Origin of the sequence: Herpetosiphon sp. (genome assembly GCF_003512625.1) — a bacterium.
Taxonomy (GTDB): Bacteria; Chloroflexota; Chloroflexia; order Chloroflexales; family Herpetosiphonaceae; genus Herpetosiphon; species Herpetosiphon aurantiacus.
Map to the genome: position 1 here is coordinate 165937 of NZ_DOPT01000094.1, position 19741 is coordinate 185677.

Here is a 19741-nt window from a genome sequence, read left to right on the forward strand (position 1 = left end):
TCACCACCCCTCCGCCCCGCCTCAAGGCGGGGAACGCAGGGTATTTTCATCCCCCTGCACCCCCTAAAGTACAATTTTTGGTTATCAACCGTGCCAAGATAAGCTCGAAATAGTCGTTTTGAACAAACTAACCAGCCTTAATCAGGGTAATTTGCTTCAACTGAAGTCATCACTTGGCGCAGCAAATGCTTAAGTTGCAGATATTCAGCAGCACTTAACCCAATCGCCTGAAAAATTGAGGCTGGAACATTGCTGGCCTGTTGGCGCAAGGCGCGGCCTGCCTCAGTTAATTGAATTTCGACTTCGCGCTCGTCGCTGGCACGGCGTTGGCGTTGCAAAAACCCCGCACTTTCCAGCCGTTTGAGCAATGGCGAGAGCGTACCCGAATCCAGTTGCAATTGTTCGCCAAGCTGCTTGACGGTCTGGGCCTCATGCTCCCACAACACCAACATCACCAAATATTGGGGGTAGGTCAAACTCAAGGCTTCCAAAAGTGGTCGATAGGCCTTGTTGATCGCCCGTGAGGCTGCATAGACATCAAAGCACAATTGCTGCTCCAATAATAAACCTTGCTCTGCTAAATCCATGGCTAGCCTCCTGTTTATGTTACCTAAATCACCCTAGCACGAAAATTAGCTCTTGACAAATTATATTGCGTGCAATATAATTGCTATCAATATAAATCTAGTGTATTTTTGGAGATTGATGATATGGCACTTAAAACCTTATATACGACCACCATGACAGCCACCGGCGGACGCACTGGCCAAGTAACCGCGCCTGATGGCAGCTTAACCCTTGATTTGGCCTCGCCCAAGGAATTAGGTGGGCCAGGTGGCGCGACCAACCCTGAGCAGTTGTTTGCTGCTGGCTATGCTGCCTGTTTTCATAGCGCCTTGAGTTTGGTTGCCAAGCATGCCAAAGCCGATCCAACTGATTCAAGCGTGACTGGCACGGTCAGCCTTGGGGCCAATGCCCAAGGTGGCTATGGTCTAGCCGTAACTTTGACCATCGATTTACCCAAAGTCGAACGCGAAACGGCCTTAGCCTTGGTTGAAAAAGCGCATACAGTTTGCCCATATAGCAACGCAACCCGTGGCAATATCGAGGTTGAGTTGATCGTAAAGTAGGGTTCAGGGGTTAGAGATCCGGGGCTAGTATGTTTGCAATCACAAAGAGCGTAAAGATCATAAGTAATTAAATAGCATTAACACAGAGGCGCAGAGAATCAATCAATTCTCTGCACCTCTGTGTTCAACTTGGGGTTTAGTTGCTTAACCCCGCCATGCGTTGCAAGCGCTCGGCAGTGGGTAATAGCGGGCAATCGTTGCAGTTACGGCCACCTTCAACTTGGTAGTACAAACAGCAACCACCACGCTGAAGAAACGTCGCACTCGCATCGCTCGCAGTATTCAGCTCAATATACCCAGTTTTACTGGCCTTCATGGCCGAACCTTTGGCTCCAACAAAGGCCAAGCCTTCTTCACAAGCAGCAGCAACTTGATCAAGTCGCTGTCCAACTCGCAAGAAAATGCCAGCACAGCGATCGGCAATGATGTTCCACTGGGCACGCTGGCCTAAACCTGATTGATCAGCGACCAATTGCACCACTGGCTCAAGATGCTGCTCGAATTGCTGGCGTAATTGTTCGCGCAAGCTAGCTTTATCTGCAACGACGGTTGCGCCAGCTTGGCTTTGATCGCCAGCTAAGCCGAAAAACCGTTGCGAAGCAAAGGCGATTGCGGCCTGATCGGCATTGCCGTTGCTAGGAAAACGTGCCAGCACATTCGCTCGATCAAGGTCGGGAATCCGTTGATCGATTAGTAAGCTGGCAATCGCTGCCCCAGCCAAATACCAAACATACGAACTAATAAAGAACGAGCCTGTCAAGCGACGCTTAGCTAGCTTGCGCGAGGCCGCAAAGCCTTCCAAAATGGTGCTTAGCGTCGCAGGATCGGTCAATGATGTCGCAGGCAACCAATCTGGCTCGTTTGGTTCGGCAATCCGCGCAACCAAGTATTGATCTAAGGTCGCGGCGCGTTCCAGGCTTTGGGCAAGTGGGCTACTTCCTACGCTCATACACACATCCTCTATCAATCAACGCTGATTAATTATTGTTTGGTTAAGCTTTTGACCACTCGTTGGGCCAAGACTTCGGCTGACAAAGGGCCACCAAAGAACCAAACGTCGCCACCCAAGGGGTAAGCTTGGCCTTTTTTGACAAACTCAAGGCTATCCCAGAAAGGCTTGACCGTGCCGCTAGCAAATGGGTTGTCATCATTGGCTACAACATACATAAAGTGCACATCGCCAAGTTGAGCCAGCACTTCGCTGCTAACAGTCGAGAAACCATAAACTTGGAACGCGCTATCAGTCCAGCCATTTTTGAGGCCAGTTTTGGCGATCAATTTGGCAATCATCGAGTTGTCGGTGAACAAACGAATTTCAGCGGCGTTGTTTGAGGTATAAGCTTGGGCCAAAACATATGGCGCATTTTCAAAGCCAGCGGTTGCCAAGGTTTGCTTGGCATCAGCGTAGGTTTGCTCCATCTTGCTCAACACAGCTTTGGCTTCTTCGGTTTTGCCCAATACATCAGCAATCGTGTTGAAGGTGTCGATCATTTCAGCATATTGATCGCCTGATTCAGGATAGGGATTGAACACCAAGGTTGGGGCAATTGCACTGTATTGGGGATAGTTTTTATCAGCATCATATTTGAGCGTGATGATCAAATCGGGCTTGAGTGAAGCAATCGTTTCGAGATTAGCTTCGCCACGCGTCCCCACATCGGTTGCATCTGGACCCAATTCAACTGGAACATCGACCCATGTGTTGTAAGCTTCGATATCAGCAACGCCAACTGGTTGCACGCCCAAGGCCAACAAGTTTTCGACGTAAACCCATTCGAGCACAACCACTCGTTGCGGCGTGCCAGTGATCGTGGTTTCGCCCAAAACGTGCTTGATTGTGCGTGTGCCAGCGGCGCTATCAGCCGGAGCGGTGGTTGCTTCAGCGGCGGCTTCGGTTGCAGCAGCGGTTGGTTCGCTGGCCGTCGTCGCGGTTGCGGCGGCTGCGGTAGTTGGGGCGGTTGTCGGTGCTTGGGTTGCTGCCGATGAACCACAGGCAGTCAAGATGCTGACCAAGCCAATTAATGCCAAAAATCGTTGCATTGTGCTTATCTATTCTGCTAGCCGCTTGGAACGCTCAAACGGCCAACGCTAAAAAATGCTTAGTTGCTTTCCGACAAGAGCGCTTCGGTGACCCGTTGGGCAAACACTTCGGCGGCAATTGGGCCACCAAAGGTCCAAGTTTGGCTATCCAAGGTATGTGCTTGGCCAGCTTTGACAAACTCCAAGCTATCCCAATAGGGCTTGATCGCGGCGCTCTGGAAGGGATCATTATCTTCTTCGGTTATGTAAAGCATATGCACATCACCAAACTGAGCCAACGCTTCAGTGCCAACCGATGAGAAGCCCCAAACTTGATAGGTTGGGTCTGACCAAGCGTTTTTCAAGCCCAAACGCTTGATAATTTCCATGACGGCGGCGTTATCGGTGAACAAACGCACTTCAGCAGCGTTGTTGCTGGCATAGGTTTGCGCCACCAACACGTTAGCATCGGCCAAACCAGCTGCTGCCAGTTGTGCTTTGGAATCAGCAAAGGTTTGTTCCATTTTGCTCAACACGGCTGCGCCTTCGGTTTCTTTGCCCAACACTGCGGCAATTGTGCTGAACGTCGTGGTCATTTCGTCGTATGGCTGGCCTTCGCCCTCTTTCAAATAGGGATTGAACATCATGGTTGGGGCGATGGCATTCAATTGATCGTAAATCGTTTCGCCCCGCAACGAGCCAACCAAAATCAGGTCAGGCTTCAAAGCAGCAATTGATTCAAAATCGGGTGCTGGATTTGCGCCGATTGAAACGACACTGGGATCAATTGTCAACGGCAAATCGACCCACTTGGGGTAATTTTCTAAGTCGATCGCACCGACTGGTTGCACACCCAAGGCCAACACATCTTCCAAATACATCCAATCAAGGGCGATCACCCGTTGCGGAACATTGGGGATGCTGATTTCGCCCAAGGCATGGGTGAAGGTGCGATTGCCAGAAGTAGTCGTTGTATCGCTAGCAGCGGTGGCAGTTGCTTCGACCACGGCGGCTTCGGTTGGCGCGGTTGTGGCCGTAGCGGCAGCAGCCTCGGTTGGAGCTGTGGTCGCGGTCGCTGCTGGGGCGCTAGTTGGGGTGCTGGCGGCACCGCCACAGGCTGCTAACACCGTCAGTAGCAAGCCACACGAGAGTAAACGGGTAAAACGAACCATTGAGGTTACTCCTAGAGTTAAGCGCGGTTGCCAACAGCATCCGCATGCAAGAGAGAATCTGATGCTTCCGCAGCACATAAACCATAGGGAATGCACAATGGCACTCCGCTGCGCGGATCGGGGATAACTTCAGCTTCGATGCCAAACACAGTGCGTAATAACGACGGTGTAATTACATCGCGCGGCGCTCCGGCGGCTTGCACAACGCCAGCCCGCAGCGCAATCACATGATCAGCATGGCGTGTGGCATGGTTTAAATCATGCACTACCATCACAATCGTGCGGCCTGATTGACGATTAAGCTGTTCTAAAAGCTGTAAGACTTCGACTTGATGCGCCAAATCCAAAAAGGTGGTTGGCTCGTCAAGCAGGATAATATCGGTTTCTTGGGCAAGGGTCATGGCAATCCAAGCCCGTTGGCGTTGGCCGCCCGACAGGGCATCGACCGCCCGATCGGCGAGCTCAACCATATTGGTGATTTCAAGCGCCGAGCGAACAGCTGTTTCATCAGTCGCCGACCATTGCTGAAACCAACGTTGATGGGGATAACGACCTTGCGCCACCAACTCACGCACGGTCAAGCCTTCGGGCGCAACCGGATTTTGCGGCAAAATGCCCAGTTGGGTTGCCAATTGACGGGTCGGGATACGCTGAATATCGTGGCCATCAAGCACAACTGAACCATGCTTGGGCTTAATCAAGCGAGCCAAACCACGCAATAAGGTTGATTTACCACAACCATTGGGGCCAATCAAAGCGGTGATCTGCCCAGCAGGCAGCGTGATCGACAACTGATCGAGAATGTTGGGGCCGTCGTAGCCCAAGGTTAATGTATCGGTCGCTAACATCACATCCTCACTTTGTTCGGGCATGTTGGTAGAGCATTGCCAAAAAGAACGGTACGCCAATCACAGCGGTGACCAAGCCACAAGGAATTTCGTTGGGCGCGGCAATCGTGCGGCCAATCCAGTCGGAAGCGACTAGCAGCAACGCGCCAAGCATACCTGCGGTTGGCACAAGCCCAGTGTGATCGGTACCAACCAACCGTCGCGCAACGTGCGGCGCAATCAAGCCCACAAAGCTGATCACACCCGCTACGGCGACGCTGGCACCAGCCAAGGCCACGGCTATGAATAAAATCCAAGCGCGTTGGCGACCAACATTGACACCTAAGCCCAAGGCCACATCTTCACCAAGATGCAGGCTATTGAGTTGGCGAGCTTGAAACCAGGCTAACGGCACAGCAAGCGCAACCCACGGCGCAAAGGCCCAAAAATCGACCCACGAGCGGCCATAAACGCTGCCCGTCAGCCAGATCATAGCGCGTTGCACATCGTAAATATTGCCAATCGTGATCACGAGGGTTGTGACAGCGGAACCAACCGCACTCAAGCCAACCCCAATTAACACCAAGCGCATCGGCGAATCGCCACCCTTGCGCCAAGCCAAGACATACATCAAGACTGCTGCGACTAGCGCCCCAGCAAAGGCCGCGACTGGAATCCAACGCGCTGGAAAATCGCGTACCAAAATTGTCAATACCACTGCCACTAGGCCAGCGCCCGTGTTGATGCCCATAATGCTGGGGTCGGCCAAGGGATTGCGGGTCAAGCCTTGCAACAATGCGCCCGACGTGCCCAGCGCCAAACCAACCAAAGCCGAAAGCAGCATGCGTGGCAAGCGCAGGGTGCGCACAATCAGCACATGCTGCGGATCGCCAGTTTCCATGCCGAGCAAGGTTTTAACTACATCGAGCGGGCTAATTTCATATTGACCAACGCCCATGTTGACCACCATAATTGCCATCACCAGCAGCGCGATAATCAGCGCAACCTTGGGCAAACGGCGGTCGATTCGCAGCGAAAACTTGCCAAACTTAGGGCGAATCGTAATCCATGGAAAAGTGTTCATCGTTGCACCCGCCAGCGTACAAGGTAGATAAACATTGGGCCGCCGAGTAGCGCGGTTACTACACCAACCGGAACTTCCATCGGGCGCACAATCACCCGCCCAATGATGTCGGCCACCACGAGCAGTAACGCGCCGCCAATTGCGCAATAGGGCAAGAGCCAGCGATAATCGAGGCCGACGATAAAGCGCATAATGTGTGGAACCAACAAGCCCAAAAAGCCAATCGGCCCAGCCAACGCCACCGCACTGCCAGCCAACAAAATTACGGCAATTGCCGCAATAGTTTTGACCCAGCCAGTGCGTTGGCCTAAGCCACGAGCCACATCCTCGCCCAATGACATTGCGGTCAGCGAACGGCCAAGGCTCAAGGCTAATATCATGCCAACCACAACGTAGGGCAGGCTTTGGCCGATTAAGCCTAAATCGCGACCCGCCACCGTGCCAGCCAACCAAAGCCGCACTTCATCAAGCGTTTGTTGGTCGAGAATCAGGATGGCGCTGGTAAACGAGGAACAGAAAGCCGTGATCATCGCGCCAGCCAAAGTCAATTTGAGTGGCGTTGGCCCGCCGCGCCCCAAAGAGCCAAGGCTATACACCAGCACCGCTGTTACGGCTGCACCAGCAAAGGCAAAAATCGAATACAAATTGAGGGTTTTGATATCGAAGAAGGTGATTGCTAAGACCACGCCCAAGGCTGCGCCGCTTTCGATGCCCAACAAGCCTGCATCGGCCAGTGGGTTGCGGGTCAAGCCCTGCATAATCGCCCCGGCCAAGGCCAAAATTGCCCCGACAATTGCTGCCACCAAAACCCGTGGCATGCGCAAGGTGCGAATAATCAGGTGTTGGGTTGAGCTGGGGTCATAATCAAATAACGAGGCCCAGACCGTGCTGGGAGCAACATCGGCTGCCCCAAAATTAATACTCAGGGTCATAATCACCAGCAAGAGGCCGAATGCTACAAGCAGGCCAATTGCTAAAGCCGCAGCGGCGCGACGTTTTGGTTTGGGCTGTGATGCTGGTTGGGCAATGGTAACCGCCACGTTAGTAACTCCGTCGATCAACCGTTTTTAAGCGCAATAAAACGACCAACGCCGTGCTGCTTGGCTCGGAAAATTGCCTATTGCTTAAACGGTTTGAGTAAACTTCGCCGCAATGTTCAGTTTGGTTGTGACAAAACTGAACCAATAAAGACAATTTAATCAGTGTTTATTGTCTTTATTGCGGGTAAGTATAGTCGCTTCATGGCATTTGTCAAATCAATCACTGGAATAAGTCGCGAGTAAAAACAGTTTACTCTATGTTAACCGTCTTTATTACAGCATTTAGCGCCAAAAACCCGCTCATTTGGTTACAATCCGACTACTTGAGCGCTACGGATGGCCGATGGCGATTGGTAGCCAGCCCTAGAACATAAACCAGTGATTTAGCGCATTCAAAAGGCCTAAATCGTTGTTTTTACTCGTGACAATAGCGTAAGATTAAAAGCAGCTAAGAAGGCTTTACACCCTGTGTGGAAGCCATGTGGATAAAGCTTCACCCAAGCGCAGCAGGTGTTTCACCTAAAGCGAGTTTTAAGCGATAATATAAAAGGTAAACATGCCACGTCGGAACAGATAAAGGAGTCAGTAATGACTGGGGTACTTTCTTTCTACCGAACATCCATCGGAAAGAAGGTCGTGATGGCCGTGACGGGTCTGATTGGCGTGGGCTTCGTCATTGGACATATGCTTGGCAATCTTCAAATTTATTTGGGAGCCGAAGCATTAAACAAGTATGCGGCATTTCTGAAGAGCACTGGCGAGTTGCTGGTGGTTGTGCGGGTTGTACTGCTTACCGCAGTCATTTTGCACATCATCGCTGCCGTGCAATTGACGATTGAAAACCGCAAATCACGACCTCAACGCTACGTCAAAAAACAGCATGTCGAATCGACCTTCGCCAGCCGCACCATGCGCTATGGCGGGATCATTCTGCTGTTGTTTATCGTCTACCACATTTTGCACTTTACAATTGGTAAAGCGCCTGGTGGGCCACAGCCGTTTGATGTCCACAATGTTTACAATAACGTGGTCTATGGCTTCCAAAACATTTGGGTTTCGCTCTTTTATATTGTGGCGATGCTCTCACTTGGCTTGCACATGGCTCACGGGGTTTGGAGCTTGTTCCAAACCTTGGGCTTAAACAACCGCCGGTTCAATCGGTTGCTGCGTAATGCTGCGCTCGGCATTGGCACCTTGTTGTTTTTGGGAAATATTTCGATTCCAATTGCGGTCTTAGTTGGTTTCCTAAAGCCAATCTAGTACAAATAGGTGACGCATTATGCAATTGAACGCTAAAATTCCAGCAGGGCCGCTGGAAGATAAATGGGATCAGCACCGCTTCAATGTGAAGTTGGTTAACCCCGCCAATAAGCGCAAATACACCGTTTTGGTGGTTGGCTCGGGCTTGGCAGGCGCTTCTGCTGCTGCTTCATTGGCTGAGCTTGGCTATAACGTGAAGTGTTTCTGCTTCCAAGATAGCCCCCGTCGCGCCCACAGTATCGCGGCGCAAGGTGGCATCAACGCTGCCAAGAATTATCAAAACGACGGTGATAGTGTTCGCCGTTTGTTCTACGATACGATCAAAGGTGGCGATTATCGGGCACGTGAAGGTAATGTGTATCGGTTGGCGCAAGTCAGCGTTAACATTATTGACCAATGTGTGGCCCAAGGTGTGCCGTTCGCCCGCGAGTATGGCGGCGTAATGGCTAACCGTTCGTTTGGTGGCGCACAAGTTTCGCGCACGTTCTATGCCCGTGGTCAAACTGGCCAACAATTGTTGATCGGCGCATATTCAGCGCTCGAACGCCAAATTGGCTTGAAAAAAGTCGCCATGTATTCACGTTGCGAAATGTTGGATATTGTTTTGGTCGATGGCAAAGCCCGTGGGATTATCACCCGCGATTTGATCAACGGCAAGATCGAACGTCACGCAGGCGATGCAGTGGTTTTGGCAACAGGCGGTTATGGCAACGTCTTCTACCTTTCAACCAATGCTAAAGGTTGTAACGTTACTGCCAGCTATCGCGCCTACAAACGTGGTGCAGCCTTCGCCAACCCCTGCTTTACCCAAATTCACCCAACCTGTATCCCGGTTGCTGGCGATCACCAATCAAAATTAACCTTGATGAGTGAATCGTTGCGTAACGACGGACGGATTTGGGTTCCCAAGAAAGCTGGCGATAATCGCGCCGCCAAGGATATACCCGAAAGCGAACGCGATTATTATCTCGAACGCAAATATCCTTCGTTCGGCAACCTCTCGCCACGCGATATTTCTTCACGCGCAGCCAAAGAGGTGTGTGATGAAGGCCGTGGCGTAGGCCCAGGCGGCTTGGGTGTCTATCTCGACTTCAGCGATTCGATCAAGCGCTTAGGCAAAAATATGATTGCCGAACGTTATGGCAACTTGTTCGAGATGTACGAACGCATCACTGGCGAAAATCCTTACGAAGTGCCAATGCGGATTTATCCCGCCGTGCACTATACCATGGGCGGCTTGTGGGTTGATTACAACTTGATGAGCAATGTTGAAGGCTTGCACGTTTTGGGCGAAGCCAACTTCTCCGACCACGGAGCCAACCGACTTGGGGCCAGTGCCTTGATGCAAGGTTTGGCCGATGGCTACTTCATTCTGCCCTACACAATTGGCGATTACATTGCTAGCGCCAAATTAGCCCCAGTTAGCACCGATCACCCAGCTTTTGCCGAAACCGAGCGCGAAGTAACCACACGGCTCAAGCAATTGCTCGAAATCAATGGCAAGCGCAGTGTTGATGATTTCCATCGCGAGCTTGGCAAAGTGATGTGGGATTACTGTGGCATGGCGCGGAATGATGCTGGGTTGCGCACCGCCTTAGAGCGCATTCCCCAGATCCGCGAAGAATTCTGGCGCGATTTGCGCGTGCCAGGCAGCGGCGAATACTTCAACCAAGAGTTGGAAAAAGCCGGACGTGTGGCCGACTTCCTCGAATTTGCTGAATTGATGTGCCACGATGCGCTGATGCGCACCGAATCGTGTGGCGGTCACTTCCGCACCGAAAGCCAAACCGAGGATGGCGAGGCCAAACGCGACGACGAGAACTTTACCTTTGTGGCTGCTTGGGAATACAAGGGCGTTGGCACCAAACCAACCATGCACAAAGAAGTTCTCGAATTTGAAAACGTTCACCTTTCAACTCGTTCGTACAAGTAATCGCTGAGGTGCTTCAATGAAATTAAAATTGCACATTTGGCGACAAGATAACGCCAAAACAGCGGGCAAAATGGTTAGCTACGATGCCAACCATGTTAGCCCTGATATGTCATTTCTCGAAATGCTCGATGTGCTCAACCAAGAGTTGATCACCAAGGGCGAAGATCCTGTAGCGTTCGATCATGACTGCCGCGAAGGCATTTGCGGTGCCTGTTCGATGGTGATCAACGGGATTCCCCACGGGCCACAGCGGGCAACCACCACCTGCCAATTGCACATGCGCTCATTCAAAGATGGCGACGAAGTGTATATTGAGCCATGGCGGGCCGAACCCTTCCCTGTAATCAAAGACTTGGCCGTTGATCGCGCAGCTCTCGACCGAATTATCGCCGCTGGCGGCTTTATCTCGGTTGGCACTGGCTCACCACCAGATGGCAACGCGATTCCAATTTCCAAAGAAATTTCTGATTTGGCGATGGATGCAGCGGCCTGTATTGGCTGTGGCGCATGTGTCGCTGCATGTCCCAACGGCTCGGCGATGTTGTTCACCGCCGCCAAGGTCTCGCACCTGAACTTGCTACCCCAAGGCGAGCCAGAAAAAGACCAACGGGTGATCAATATGGTAGCCCAAATGGATGCTGAAGGCTTTGGCAATTGTACCAACTATGCCGAATGCCAAGCAGCCTGCCCCAAGGAAATTAGCATTCAGTTTATCGCTAAGATGAACCGCGACCTCATTCGGGCCAAGCTGCGTGAAGGCAACAACGCTGGCTCTGGCAAAACTGGTGGGGCGTAGGATCTAGGGATCGATTGACGGTAAACGGGGATCGAGCTAGCACTAGCTCAATCCCCATTTTGGTTAGCCGCAGTGTGGCGATAGAGCTACTTGATTTTTAAGGCTTGATGCAGCCACCAGTGCAACCCCAGCATTAAGCCAATTTCGGCAATCAGCGCTAGCAATAATTCGCCACTCAACAATATCTCATGATTGTTGGCGCTGAACCGGAGCACGCCGCCAACGATAAAAGCCGTAAAAATGGTTTGTAATAGCAAGCTATATTTAGCCAAATCGCGCACAGCCAGCAGAATGCTCACACCAAGCGTCCCAAAAACTCCCGCCAAAAAGCGAAAATGACTATCATGGACGGCATACCGCAGATTTCCAGGCTCGGCAACGTGTGGCGGTGCGCCCTGCCAACCAAGCGTTTCAAAGCCACCCAGCCCAAAATCAAGGCTAATATACAAACTCATTAATCCAACCAAGACCAACACGATTTTTAAGCCAACTACGCTTATTCGTTGCATCAGTACGCTCCTAAATCAAACTGAAATGTGGGTAAGTAATCACACTACACGTTGACGTAGGGTTAACTGCAAGCCTGATTCATACTTGTTCATTTTATCGAAGTTTGGGTCCAAGAACTGTAATTCAGGACTGTGGGGTTGTTCAAAATCGTGAATTCTACTCATTTAACCATCCTCAAGCCTGATCAAGTATCTTTGACCAGTCATATAATGAGGGACAACTTAATGAGGGAGTCGTCACTTGAACCTAAAACTTTTCCCCAAGCACTATTATGCAGCACTCGAAGCTGTTGCCGAAACGCATCAGGCCGCGCTTCAAAAACTTATGACCGAGTTTGAAATCTATGCCGCAAACAGTGGTTTCAGCGAGTTGATTGTGACGTACAATCAAGCCCCAACTATCATCCAACGATGTGCAGAACAGGGGATCGCAATTTCAGCCCTTTCGTGGTGGTGTCATGTTACCCCTGCCAATCAAACAGCGTTTGGTTGCCCCCATGGGTTTGGTGGCCCAGTAACGAGGATTGGTCGCTTAAGCGAGTGCAACCAATATCCCGAGTTTGAGATTGTGCCACCAACAAATGGCTGGCCTAGCCAAACACAAGCAATTGCGTTGCATTGCGCTCAACAATTAACGAGCTTTATCGCTCAGCAATTGCCACTTGAGCCATTTTATCGACCTTGTTTACAGATTGGGCTTGCTTTAGCTGTGCCAGATTGGCAACGTAACGAATGAGTATAAGCTCAATCCCATAGTCCTTTTGTTCCAAAATCGATCACAATTGTACGAAGTAGATCAGCGTTGATCTGCAAATAGACCTGCTCTGAGGTTTTGAGCCATTGCCCTTGCTCAGGATCGTTGGTTGGATCAAGGCTTATACGAATTAATCGACGTGCTTGATCAGTTTCAACAACGATTGGGTTTGGGATAAATCGCTCGCCTGATTGTGGAATGGCACATTGAATTGCCCCACGCTTAGCATTGTACGGGACAACGATTGTATGATTTAAGCGCGGTTTAGCAAACAGATCAATATTTGCCACCCAACCTTGGGCATCAAGATCAATGGTTAATTGATGATCAACATTAATCGTATATGCCCATTGCCGTGGTAGCGGATTGTAGACTGAAATGATTTTACTTGAACGATCATAGTCAGCCAGTAATTCGCCAGTGCTATTAGCTGGCTGCACGATTGACACCTTCACCATAAATGCTCCCACAACTATTAAATCTTAGCTAGCGCCATCTACAAAATAAGCGCTCAGATTGCGTCTGATTATAGCAAACGCACTGGTTTGCGAGGCTGACCTGAACGGTTTGCTTTATAATTAAGGCCATGGTGATGCCAATATTAACGACTAAATGCTATATTCCAGTTCCGCGTTTGAATGGTGTCGTGCGTTCGCAGCTGCTCGAACGCTTGAAAGAACGTCATGATCGGCGTTTAACGGTGGTGTCGGCTCCGGCTGGCTTTGGCAAAACGATGCTTGTAAGTCAGTGGATTGCGAATTGCAAGCAGCCTGTCGCCTGGCTGACGCTTGATCAAAACGATAATGATCTGGCGCGGTTTTTGGTGTATCTTGTCGCAGCCTTACAAACAATTGAGCCAACATTTGGCTTAGAAATTATTCAGCGGTTACAAGCCCCAGAATTGCCCTCAACTGAAACCATCTTGTTCTTGCTGCTGAATCAGCTGGCGACAATTGAGCAACAATCGATTTTAGTGCTTGATGATTACCATTGGCTGACGGCCAAACCAATTGCTGAGGCCATGCGCTTGCTGCTTGAACGCTTGCCACCCCAATTGCAAATCGTTGTTATTACCCGCGAGGAGCCTGATCTGCCCTTGGCACGGCTTCGAGCACGCCATCAATTAACTGAACTGCGCGTGGCCGATTTACGCTTCACGGTCGCGGAAGCCCACCAATTTCTCAGCCAAACAATGGAATTAGATCTTTTAGCATCAGCAAGCCAAGCCCTTACCGATCAAACTGAAGGCTGGATTACTGGCTTGCAATTGGCGGCAATTTCCATGCAAGGCCAGCAAGCATCAAGCCCGCTGATTGATGGCTTTACTGGCAATCATCGGTTTGTATTGGATTATTTGCTTGAAGAGGTATTACAGCAACAACCTGCCGAGATCCAGACATTTTTGTTGGTTACTTCGCTGCTTGATCGGATGTGTGGCTCGTTGTGTGAGGCAGTTTTGGCTGCTGCTCCTGCTTCGGGCGCGGCAACTTTAGCCTATCTTGAACGTGCCAATCTGTTTATCGTGCCGCTCGATCATGAACGCCATTGGTATCGCTATCACCATTTATTTGCCGATTTGCTGCGCCAGCGCTTGGCGATTAGCTCATTAGGCCATGATCTGCCTGAGTTGCATCGACGAGCCAGTCATTGGTACGAGGCTCATGGATTTGGGATTGAGGCCTTTCGCCATGCCGCCGCTGCCAATGATGTTGCGCATATCGAACGCTTGATTGATCAGCAGCAGATTTCGTTACACTTTCGCGGTACGGTCACAACCTTGCTCGATTGGTTGGCAACTGTGCCAAAAAGTGTTTTTGAGCAGCAGCCCTCGTTGTGGTGGCGGCATGCGTCGTTGATGTTGATGCTTGGCCAAACCTCCGGTGTTGCCGAAAAACTTGCTGCTGCCGAAGCCGCGCTCCAAAGCTTCCCAGATGATCATCAAACGCGCAACTTAATTGGCCAGATTGCAGCATCGCGGGCAATTTTGTTGTTGGCTCAATACCAATTCGCGTCAACGCTGGCGCAATCGCAGCGAGCATTAGAATATTTGGCCGCTGATAATGTGTTTTCGCTGACCTCGGCCTACTGGACGTTGGGCTTTGGCTATTTGGCTCATGGCGATCGGGCGGCGGCACGCCAAGCCCTGACCAAATCTGTTAGTTTGGCCCAAGCATCGGGTAGCAGCTTTATCCGAATTTTGGCAACGATTGGTCTGGGCCAGCTGCAAGAATCAGAAAATCAACTGTATCAAGCCGCTGCAACCTACCAGCAAATTCTTGCATTGGCGGGCGAGCAACCGCTGCAAATTATCTACGAAGCCTACTTAGGTTTAGCGCGAATTTATTATCAATGGAATCAGCTAGATGCCGCTGAGCGTTATGCCCAACAAAGCCTTGATTTAGCCCAGCAATACGACCGCTTGATTGATCGTTCGATTATTTGCGAAATTTGGTTGGTGCGCTTGCAACTGGCGCGGAGAGCCAACGAACAGGCTGCGACCAAGCTGGGGCAACTGGCCCAAACGGTGCGTCAACAGAACTTTACTCAGCGGCTTCCAGAGATTATCACGACCCAGATTGGCGTGCTGTTGGCGCAAGCAGAGCTTCAGGCCGCCGCCGAATTAGCCCAAACAATTGATTCCCCATTAATTCAGGCGAAAGTTTTGCTCGCTCAGGCCAATGCGGCGGCGGCTTTGGAATTACTACAACCCTTGATCGAGCAATTTCAAGCCAAGGGCTGGCTTGATCAACAGCTGCATGGCTTGATTTTGCAGGCCGTAGCCCAGCAACAACAAGGCCAAAAAGCGCCTGCACTTCGTACATTACAAGCGGCTTTGGCCATGGCTGAACCAGGTGGCTTGATAAGAATTTTTATTGATGAAGGGCCAGAGTTGAAACAGCTATTGCGCGAGTTGATTGGGCGTGGGTTGGGTAATGCTTATGCTCGCCAAATTTTAGCCGCCTTTGGGCAAATGCCATTGATGCCAAGCGCTCAAGTTGCGCTGATCGAGCCATTAAGTGAGCGCGAGCTTGAGGTATTGGGTTTGATTGCTGCTGGGCTTTCGAATCAGGCGATTGCTGATCAATTGTATCTTTCGCTGTATACGGTCAAAGCCCATGTGCGCAATATTTATGGCAAACTCAGCGTTAATAATCGCACTTTGGCGGTGGCCAAAGCCCAAGAGCTTGCCATATTGTAAAGATTTACTGATTAGTCCTTTCCAATAGTTCTTTAGAGCTATGAGTTGTTGCTGCTCCATCGGCTATGCTGGCCCAAGCAATTATCGCTTGATGGAGACAACAATGAAACTTCAAACTGGACGAATCAGCCTTCCACACACTGCCGAGCAACCTCAACCAGATTTGGCTGGACTGCGTTTTAAATCGCGCATGGCTGGCGCAATCTACCTGTTAATTATCATTGGTGGCCTGTTTGCGGTGGGGTTTGTACCAGCCGCCCTGATTGTGGTCAATGATGCGGCAGCAACGGCCCTCAATATTCAAACCCAGCCGAGCCTCTATCGTATGGGTTTGGCAGTACATTTAATTATTGCCTTGTGCAATATTCCCTTGGCAGCGATTTTCTATGATCTGTTTCGGCGGGCGAACCAGAGCTTAGCACGAATGGTGTTGTTTTTTATTCTGGTGGCCGTGGCGATCGAGAGTGTCAATTTGCTCAACCACTTTGAGCCATTAATTTTGTTGCAAAGTACCCGTTATGCCAACGGAATGCCAACAGAACAACTGTATTTGCATGCCGCCAGCACCCTCGAATTGGAAACAACCGGCTTTAACCTGAGTTTGGCCTTTGTCGGCTGTTATTGCTTAACTGCTGGCATGTTAATTCTACGCTCACGGATTTTGCCGCGCTTCGTTGGGGTATTGTTGGCGCTTGGGGGCGCAGCTTATGTGATCAATTGCTTTATCAGCATCCTTGCTCCCCATATTGCTGCCAGTCTTTTTCCCTTCATCCAAATTCCCTCATTTCTGGGCGAAGCCTCAATTTGCCTTTGGCTGCTGATCAAAGGTGTCAAGGTTGAAGGATAGGTTGGTAAGTTCCCTCACCCCCAACCCCTCTCCCACTGCGGCGGGCGAGGGGCGTTCCAAGGATCATGATCGAGGGATTCCCCCTCGCCTCGCGTGCGGGAGAGGGAGTCAGGGGGTGAGGGCATGCCAATCGGCGGTAAATCCCATCCAAATCATTGTTAACAACCTACCCTTGTAAGTCTCCCACTGCGGCGAGCGAGGGGCATTCCACCCTTTATCATATGAACTATTGCAGCTAGCAAATATAGGAATTTCGATGAAAGCAATGCTTTTTTATGAATATGGCAACCCAAACGTACTCCAATTACGTGAGGTTGAACGCCCTTCGCTTCAAGCTAATCACGTATTGATCAAAGTCCATTCAGCTTCAATTAATACCCTCGATTGGAATCAAATGACTGGGCCAATCATGATTCGCATGTTGAATGGAGCTTTGCACAAGCCAAAAATCAACTCGCTTGGCTTAGATCTCGCTGGCTGGGTTGAGGCGGTTGGCCCGCAGGTAACTAAATTTAAGCCTGGTGATGCAGTTTTTGGCACAGCTCAAGGCTCGTTAGCGGAATATGTATGTGCAACCGAAGATCAGCTGGTCTTGAAACCTGCGAATGTTGCATTTGAGGCAGCAGCGGCAACTCCTGTGGCAGCATTCACCGCAATCTACGCTCTGAGCGATTTGGGCAAGATCCAAGCTGGGCAGCGGGTGTTGATCAATGGCGCTTCGGGGGCGGTTGGCAGCTTTGCCATCCAAATTGCCAAAGCCTATGGCGCTGAAGTAACTGCGGTCTGTAGTTCGCGCAATGCTGACATTGCCCAAGCGAGCGGAGCCAGCCATTGGATTGATTATAGCCGTGAGGATTTGCGCCAGCATCGTCAACGTTATGATCTGATACTTGGAGTCAATGGCTATCAATCGATTTTCACCTATCGTAAAGCGCTTACGCCGACTGGCCGATATATTGCAATTGGCGGTGCTTTACCGCAAATTCTGCAAGCGGTCGCTTTAGGCCGCATACTATCGCTAGGAACTAGCAAGACGTTGCAATTTCTGGGGGTTGCGCCGATTCGCCATACGACCTTATTGAAGCTTCAACAGTTGTTAGAGTCAGGCCAACTTAAGCCCGTCATTGATCGTTGTTACCGCTTGCCCGAGGCAGCTGAAGCACTGCGCTACCTTGGGGCTGGCCATGCTCAGGGTAAAATAGTGATTAATGTGCTTTAAATGATCAGCTGAATTTGAGCGGCTTCAAGTTTTTGATCGAAGCCGCTCAAATAATTAAGCTAAAGCCTCAGCCGCTGCCCTTCCGGCGGTGCGCCCAGAGAAAATGCAGCCCCCAAGGAAAGTGCCTTCGAGCGAACGATAGCCATGCATGCCACCGCCGCCAAAGCCTGCTACCTCACCAGCAGCATATAAACCGCTGATCGGCTGTCCATCTTGGCCAATCACCCGTGCCGAAAGATCGGTTTGCAGGCCACCTAAGCTTTTGCGGGTCAGAATATTCAAACGCACCGCAATCAATGGCCCAGCGCTGCGATCTAAAATTTTGTGCGGTTTGGCAACCCGAATCAATTTGTCGCCGATGTAGTTACGAGCACCGCGCAAAGCCGTAATTTGCATATCTTTGGTAAATGGGTTGGTCATTTCGCGGTCGCGTGCCTGAATTTCGCGCTCAATCGCCGCCGCGTCCAGCAATGGCTCTGCGGTCAGGGCATTCATACCTTTGATCAAATCGGCCAAATTATCGCGCACAACAAAATCGGCTCCATGGCGTTTGAATGCTTCGACTGGCGGAGTTGCGCCCGGTAAGACCCGACCGAGCACTTGGCGTACGCTTTTGTTGGTCAAATCGGGGTTTTGCTCCGATCCAGAGAGCGCAAATTCTTTTTCGATAATTTTTTGAGTCAGAATAAACCAGCTATAGTCGTAGCCAGTGTGCATCAAATGTTTGAGTGTGCCAAGGCTATCGAAGCCAGGGAAAAGTGGCACTGGTAATCGCTGACCAAGCGCATCGAACCACATCGACGATGGCCCGGGCAAAATCCGAATCCCATGGTTAGTCCAGATTGGCTTCCAATTTTGCAAGCCCTCGGTATAATGCCACATCCGATCAGGGTTGATAATCGTGCCACCAGCAGCCTCGGTAATTGCCAGCATGCGGCCATCAACATAATCGGGCACACCAGCAACCATGGTTTTGGGAGCTTGGCCCAGCCGTTCAGGCCAATTTTTGCGTACTAAATCGTGGTTTGCGCCGATACCGCCTGAAGTTACAATTACGGCTTGTGCATGAAATGTGAAGCTGCCGACGACCTTGCGCGAGCTTGGTGCACCGCGTGGCAGGCTGCTTGGCTCCAAAATATCGCCCTCGATGCCCGCGATTGCCCCGCCATTGAGCAATAATTGATTGACCCGATGGCGAAATTTAAGCGTGATCAAACCTTTTTGGGCGGCAGCTCGCACGCGGCGCTCGAATGGTGCAACGACACCTGGGCCAGTGCCCCACGTAATATGAAAGCGTGGCACCGAATTGCCATGGCCAATTGCCCCATAGCCACCACGTTCAGCCCAGCCAACCACAGGAAAAAAGCGCATCCCTTGATCATAGAGCCATTGGCGTTTTTCGCCAGCAGCAAAGGCCAAATACGCCTCAGCCCACTTGCGCGGCCAATAATCTTCAGGCCGATCAAACGCGGCAGTTCCTAGCCAATCTTGTAACGCTAATTCATAGGAATCTTTGATTTTGAGGCGACGTTGTTCTGGGGAATCGACGAGAAATAAACCACCAAACGACCAAAATGCTTGACCACCAAGATTTTGCTCGGATTCTTGATCAACCAAGATCACCTTTTTGCCGGCATCGGCTAGCTCAGCAGCGGCCACCAGCCCTGCCAAACCTGCTCCAACAATGACCACATCGGCATCATAGTGCATGGGTGCTCCATTCTGCTGCATTAGGTATTTGGTTGATTATACGCGATTTTGGGCACTACTATGCTCAAATTTGGCCAAGCTTCGCGGTTTGAGTGAATGGCTAAACAAGAAATACCCTCAAGCCAACCGCTCGAAGGTATTCTAGTAAATGCTGATGGTAATTGGCTAGTTAATTGTTAAGTCAAACCAAAAGATATCACCAAATGCTTGATAGTGCTAGCGAACCCTGTTTGTGCGGTGCA

The 19741-nt window shown here is 50.7% G+C and carries 18 protein-coding genes; 8 read left to right on the forward strand and 10 right to left on the reverse strand.

Features of this window, described 5'->3' with window-relative positions; genetic code table 11:
• Positions 1-137: 137 nt before the first annotated feature.
• Positions 138-587, reverse strand: a complete 450-nt coding sequence (locus DEF47_RS21000) for a MarR family winged helix-turn-helix transcriptional regulator (RefSeq protein ID WP_012189290.1) — start codon at positions 585-587, stop codon at positions 138-140.
• A gap of 123 nt (positions 588-710) precedes the next feature.
• Between DEF47_RS21000 and DEF47_RS21005 the strand changes: the two genes are divergently transcribed.
• The gene (locus tag DEF47_RS21005; protein WP_012189289.1) at positions 711-1130 is read left to right on the forward strand and encodes an organic hydroperoxide resistance protein; all 420 of its coding nucleotides are present in this window, start codon (positions 711-713) and stop codon (positions 1128-1130) included.
• Between the two features lie 136 nt (positions 1131-1266).
• Here DEF47_RS21005 and DEF47_RS21010 read toward each other — a convergent pair whose 3' ends face one another.
• From DEF47_RS21010 to DEF47_RS21035, 6 genes are read right to left on the reverse strand one after another with little or no spacing between them, the layout of a single operon-like run.
• Positions 1267-2079: a ferric iron reductase gene (locus DEF47_RS21010; RefSeq protein ID WP_012189288.1), complete on the reverse strand. Its 813-nt coding sequence runs from the start codon at positions 2077-2079 to the stop codon at positions 1267-1269.
• A 32-nt stretch (positions 2080-2111) separates the two neighbouring features.
• Positions 2112-3170 (reverse strand): ABC transporter substrate-binding protein, encoded by a 1059-nt coding sequence (locus DEF47_RS21015; RefSeq protein ID WP_012189287.1) that lies wholly within the window; start codon positions 3168-3170, stop codon positions 2112-2114.
• 59 nt (positions 3171-3229) lie between these two features.
• Positions 3230-4321, reverse strand: coding sequence for an ABC transporter substrate-binding protein (locus tag DEF47_RS21020; RefSeq protein ID WP_012189286.1), 1092 nt, complete (start codon positions 4319-4321; stop codon positions 3230-3232).
• 17 nt (positions 4322-4338) lie between these two features.
• The gene (locus tag DEF47_RS21025; protein WP_012189285.1) at positions 4339-5193 is read right to left on the reverse strand and encodes an ABC transporter ATP-binding protein; all 855 of its coding nucleotides are present in this window, start codon (positions 5191-5193) and stop codon (positions 4339-4341) included.
• The gene (locus DEF47_RS21030; protein ID WP_012189284.1) at positions 5177-6232 is read right to left on the reverse strand and encodes a FecCD family ABC transporter permease; all 1056 of its coding nucleotides are present in this window, start codon (positions 6230-6232) and stop codon (positions 5177-5179) included. The genes DEF47_RS21025 and DEF47_RS21030 overlap by 17 nt, the downstream gene beginning before the upstream one ends.
• On the reverse strand, positions 6229-7272 hold the full coding sequence (locus tag DEF47_RS21035; RefSeq protein ID WP_012189283.1) for a FecCD family ABC transporter permease: 1044 nt from the start codon (positions 7270-7272) through the stop codon (positions 6229-6231). Before DEF47_RS21035 ends, DEF47_RS21030 begins: the two co-directional genes overlap by 4 nt.
• A 588-nt stretch (positions 7273-7860) precedes the next feature.
• On the opposite strand from DEF47_RS21035, the gene DEF47_RS21040 reads away from it, so the two are divergent.
• Genes DEF47_RS21040 through DEF47_RS21050 form a run of 3 tightly spaced genes read left to right on the forward strand, consistent with a single transcriptional unit; the run spans position 7861 to position 11261 of the window.
• Positions 7861-8532, forward strand: coding sequence for a succinate dehydrogenase cytochrome b subunit (locus tag DEF47_RS21040; protein ID WP_012189282.1), 672 nt, complete (start codon positions 7861-7863; stop codon positions 8530-8532).
• Between the two features lie 19 nt (positions 8533-8551).
• Entirely contained in the window at positions 8552-10465 is a 1914-nt protein-coding gene (locus tag DEF47_RS21045) for a fumarate reductase/succinate dehydrogenase flavoprotein subunit (RefSeq protein ID WP_012189281.1), read from the forward strand.
• Between the two features lie 16 nt (positions 10466-10481).
• Positions 10482-11261: a succinate dehydrogenase/fumarate reductase iron-sulfur subunit gene (locus DEF47_RS21050; protein WP_012189280.1), complete on the forward strand. Its 780-nt coding sequence runs from the start codon at positions 10482-10484 to the stop codon at positions 11259-11261.
• 86 nt (positions 11262-11347) lie between these two features.
• Here the strand turns inward: DEF47_RS21050 and DEF47_RS21055 are convergent, their stop codons facing one another.
• Entirely contained in the window at positions 11348-11770 is a 423-nt protein-coding gene (locus DEF47_RS21055; RefSeq protein ID WP_012189279.1) for a DUF4345 domain-containing protein, read from the reverse strand.
• A gap of 241 nt (positions 11771-12011) precedes the next feature.
• On the opposite strand from DEF47_RS21055, the gene DEF47_RS21060 reads away from it, so the two are divergent.
• On the forward strand, positions 12012-12506 hold the full coding sequence (locus DEF47_RS21060; RefSeq protein WP_012189278.1) for a hypothetical protein: 495 nt from the start codon (positions 12012-12014) through the stop codon (positions 12504-12506).
• An 8-nt stretch (positions 12507-12514) separates the two neighbouring features.
• On the opposite strand, the gene DEF47_RS21065 is transcribed toward DEF47_RS21060, so the two are convergent.
• Positions 12515-12982 (reverse strand): hypothetical protein, encoded by a 468-nt coding sequence (locus tag DEF47_RS21065; protein WP_012189277.1) that lies wholly within the window; start codon positions 12980-12982, stop codon positions 12515-12517.
• Positions 12983-13116: 134 nt separating this feature from the next.
• On the opposite strand from DEF47_RS21065, the gene DEF47_RS21070 reads away from it, so the two are divergent.
• From DEF47_RS21070 to DEF47_RS21080, 3 genes are all read left to right on the forward strand, one after another.
• The gene (locus DEF47_RS21070) at positions 13117-15723 is read left to right on the forward strand and encodes a winged helix-turn-helix domain-containing protein (protein WP_287045328.1); all 2607 of its coding nucleotides are present in this window, start codon (positions 13117-13119) and stop codon (positions 15721-15723) included.
• A 103-nt stretch (positions 15724-15826) separates the two neighbouring features.
• Positions 15827-16570 carry a DUF4386 domain-containing protein gene (locus DEF47_RS21075; protein ID WP_012189275.1) on the forward strand — a complete coding sequence of 248 codons (744 nt, stop codon included), beginning with the start codon at positions 15827-15829 and terminating at the stop codon, positions 16568-16570.
• Between the two features lie 256 nt (positions 16571-16826).
• Positions 16827-17789 (forward strand): NAD(P)-dependent alcohol dehydrogenase, encoded by a 963-nt coding sequence (locus tag DEF47_RS21080; RefSeq protein ID WP_012189274.1) that lies wholly within the window; start codon positions 16827-16829, stop codon positions 17787-17789.
• A 54-nt stretch (positions 17790-17843) separates the two neighbouring features.
• Here DEF47_RS21080 and DEF47_RS21085 read toward each other — a convergent pair whose 3' ends face one another.
• Positions 17844-19499: an FAD-binding dehydrogenase gene (locus tag DEF47_RS21085; protein WP_012189273.1), complete on the reverse strand. Its 1656-nt coding sequence runs from the start codon at positions 19497-19499 to the stop codon at positions 17844-17846.
• Positions 19500-19741 lie beyond the last annotated feature (242 nt).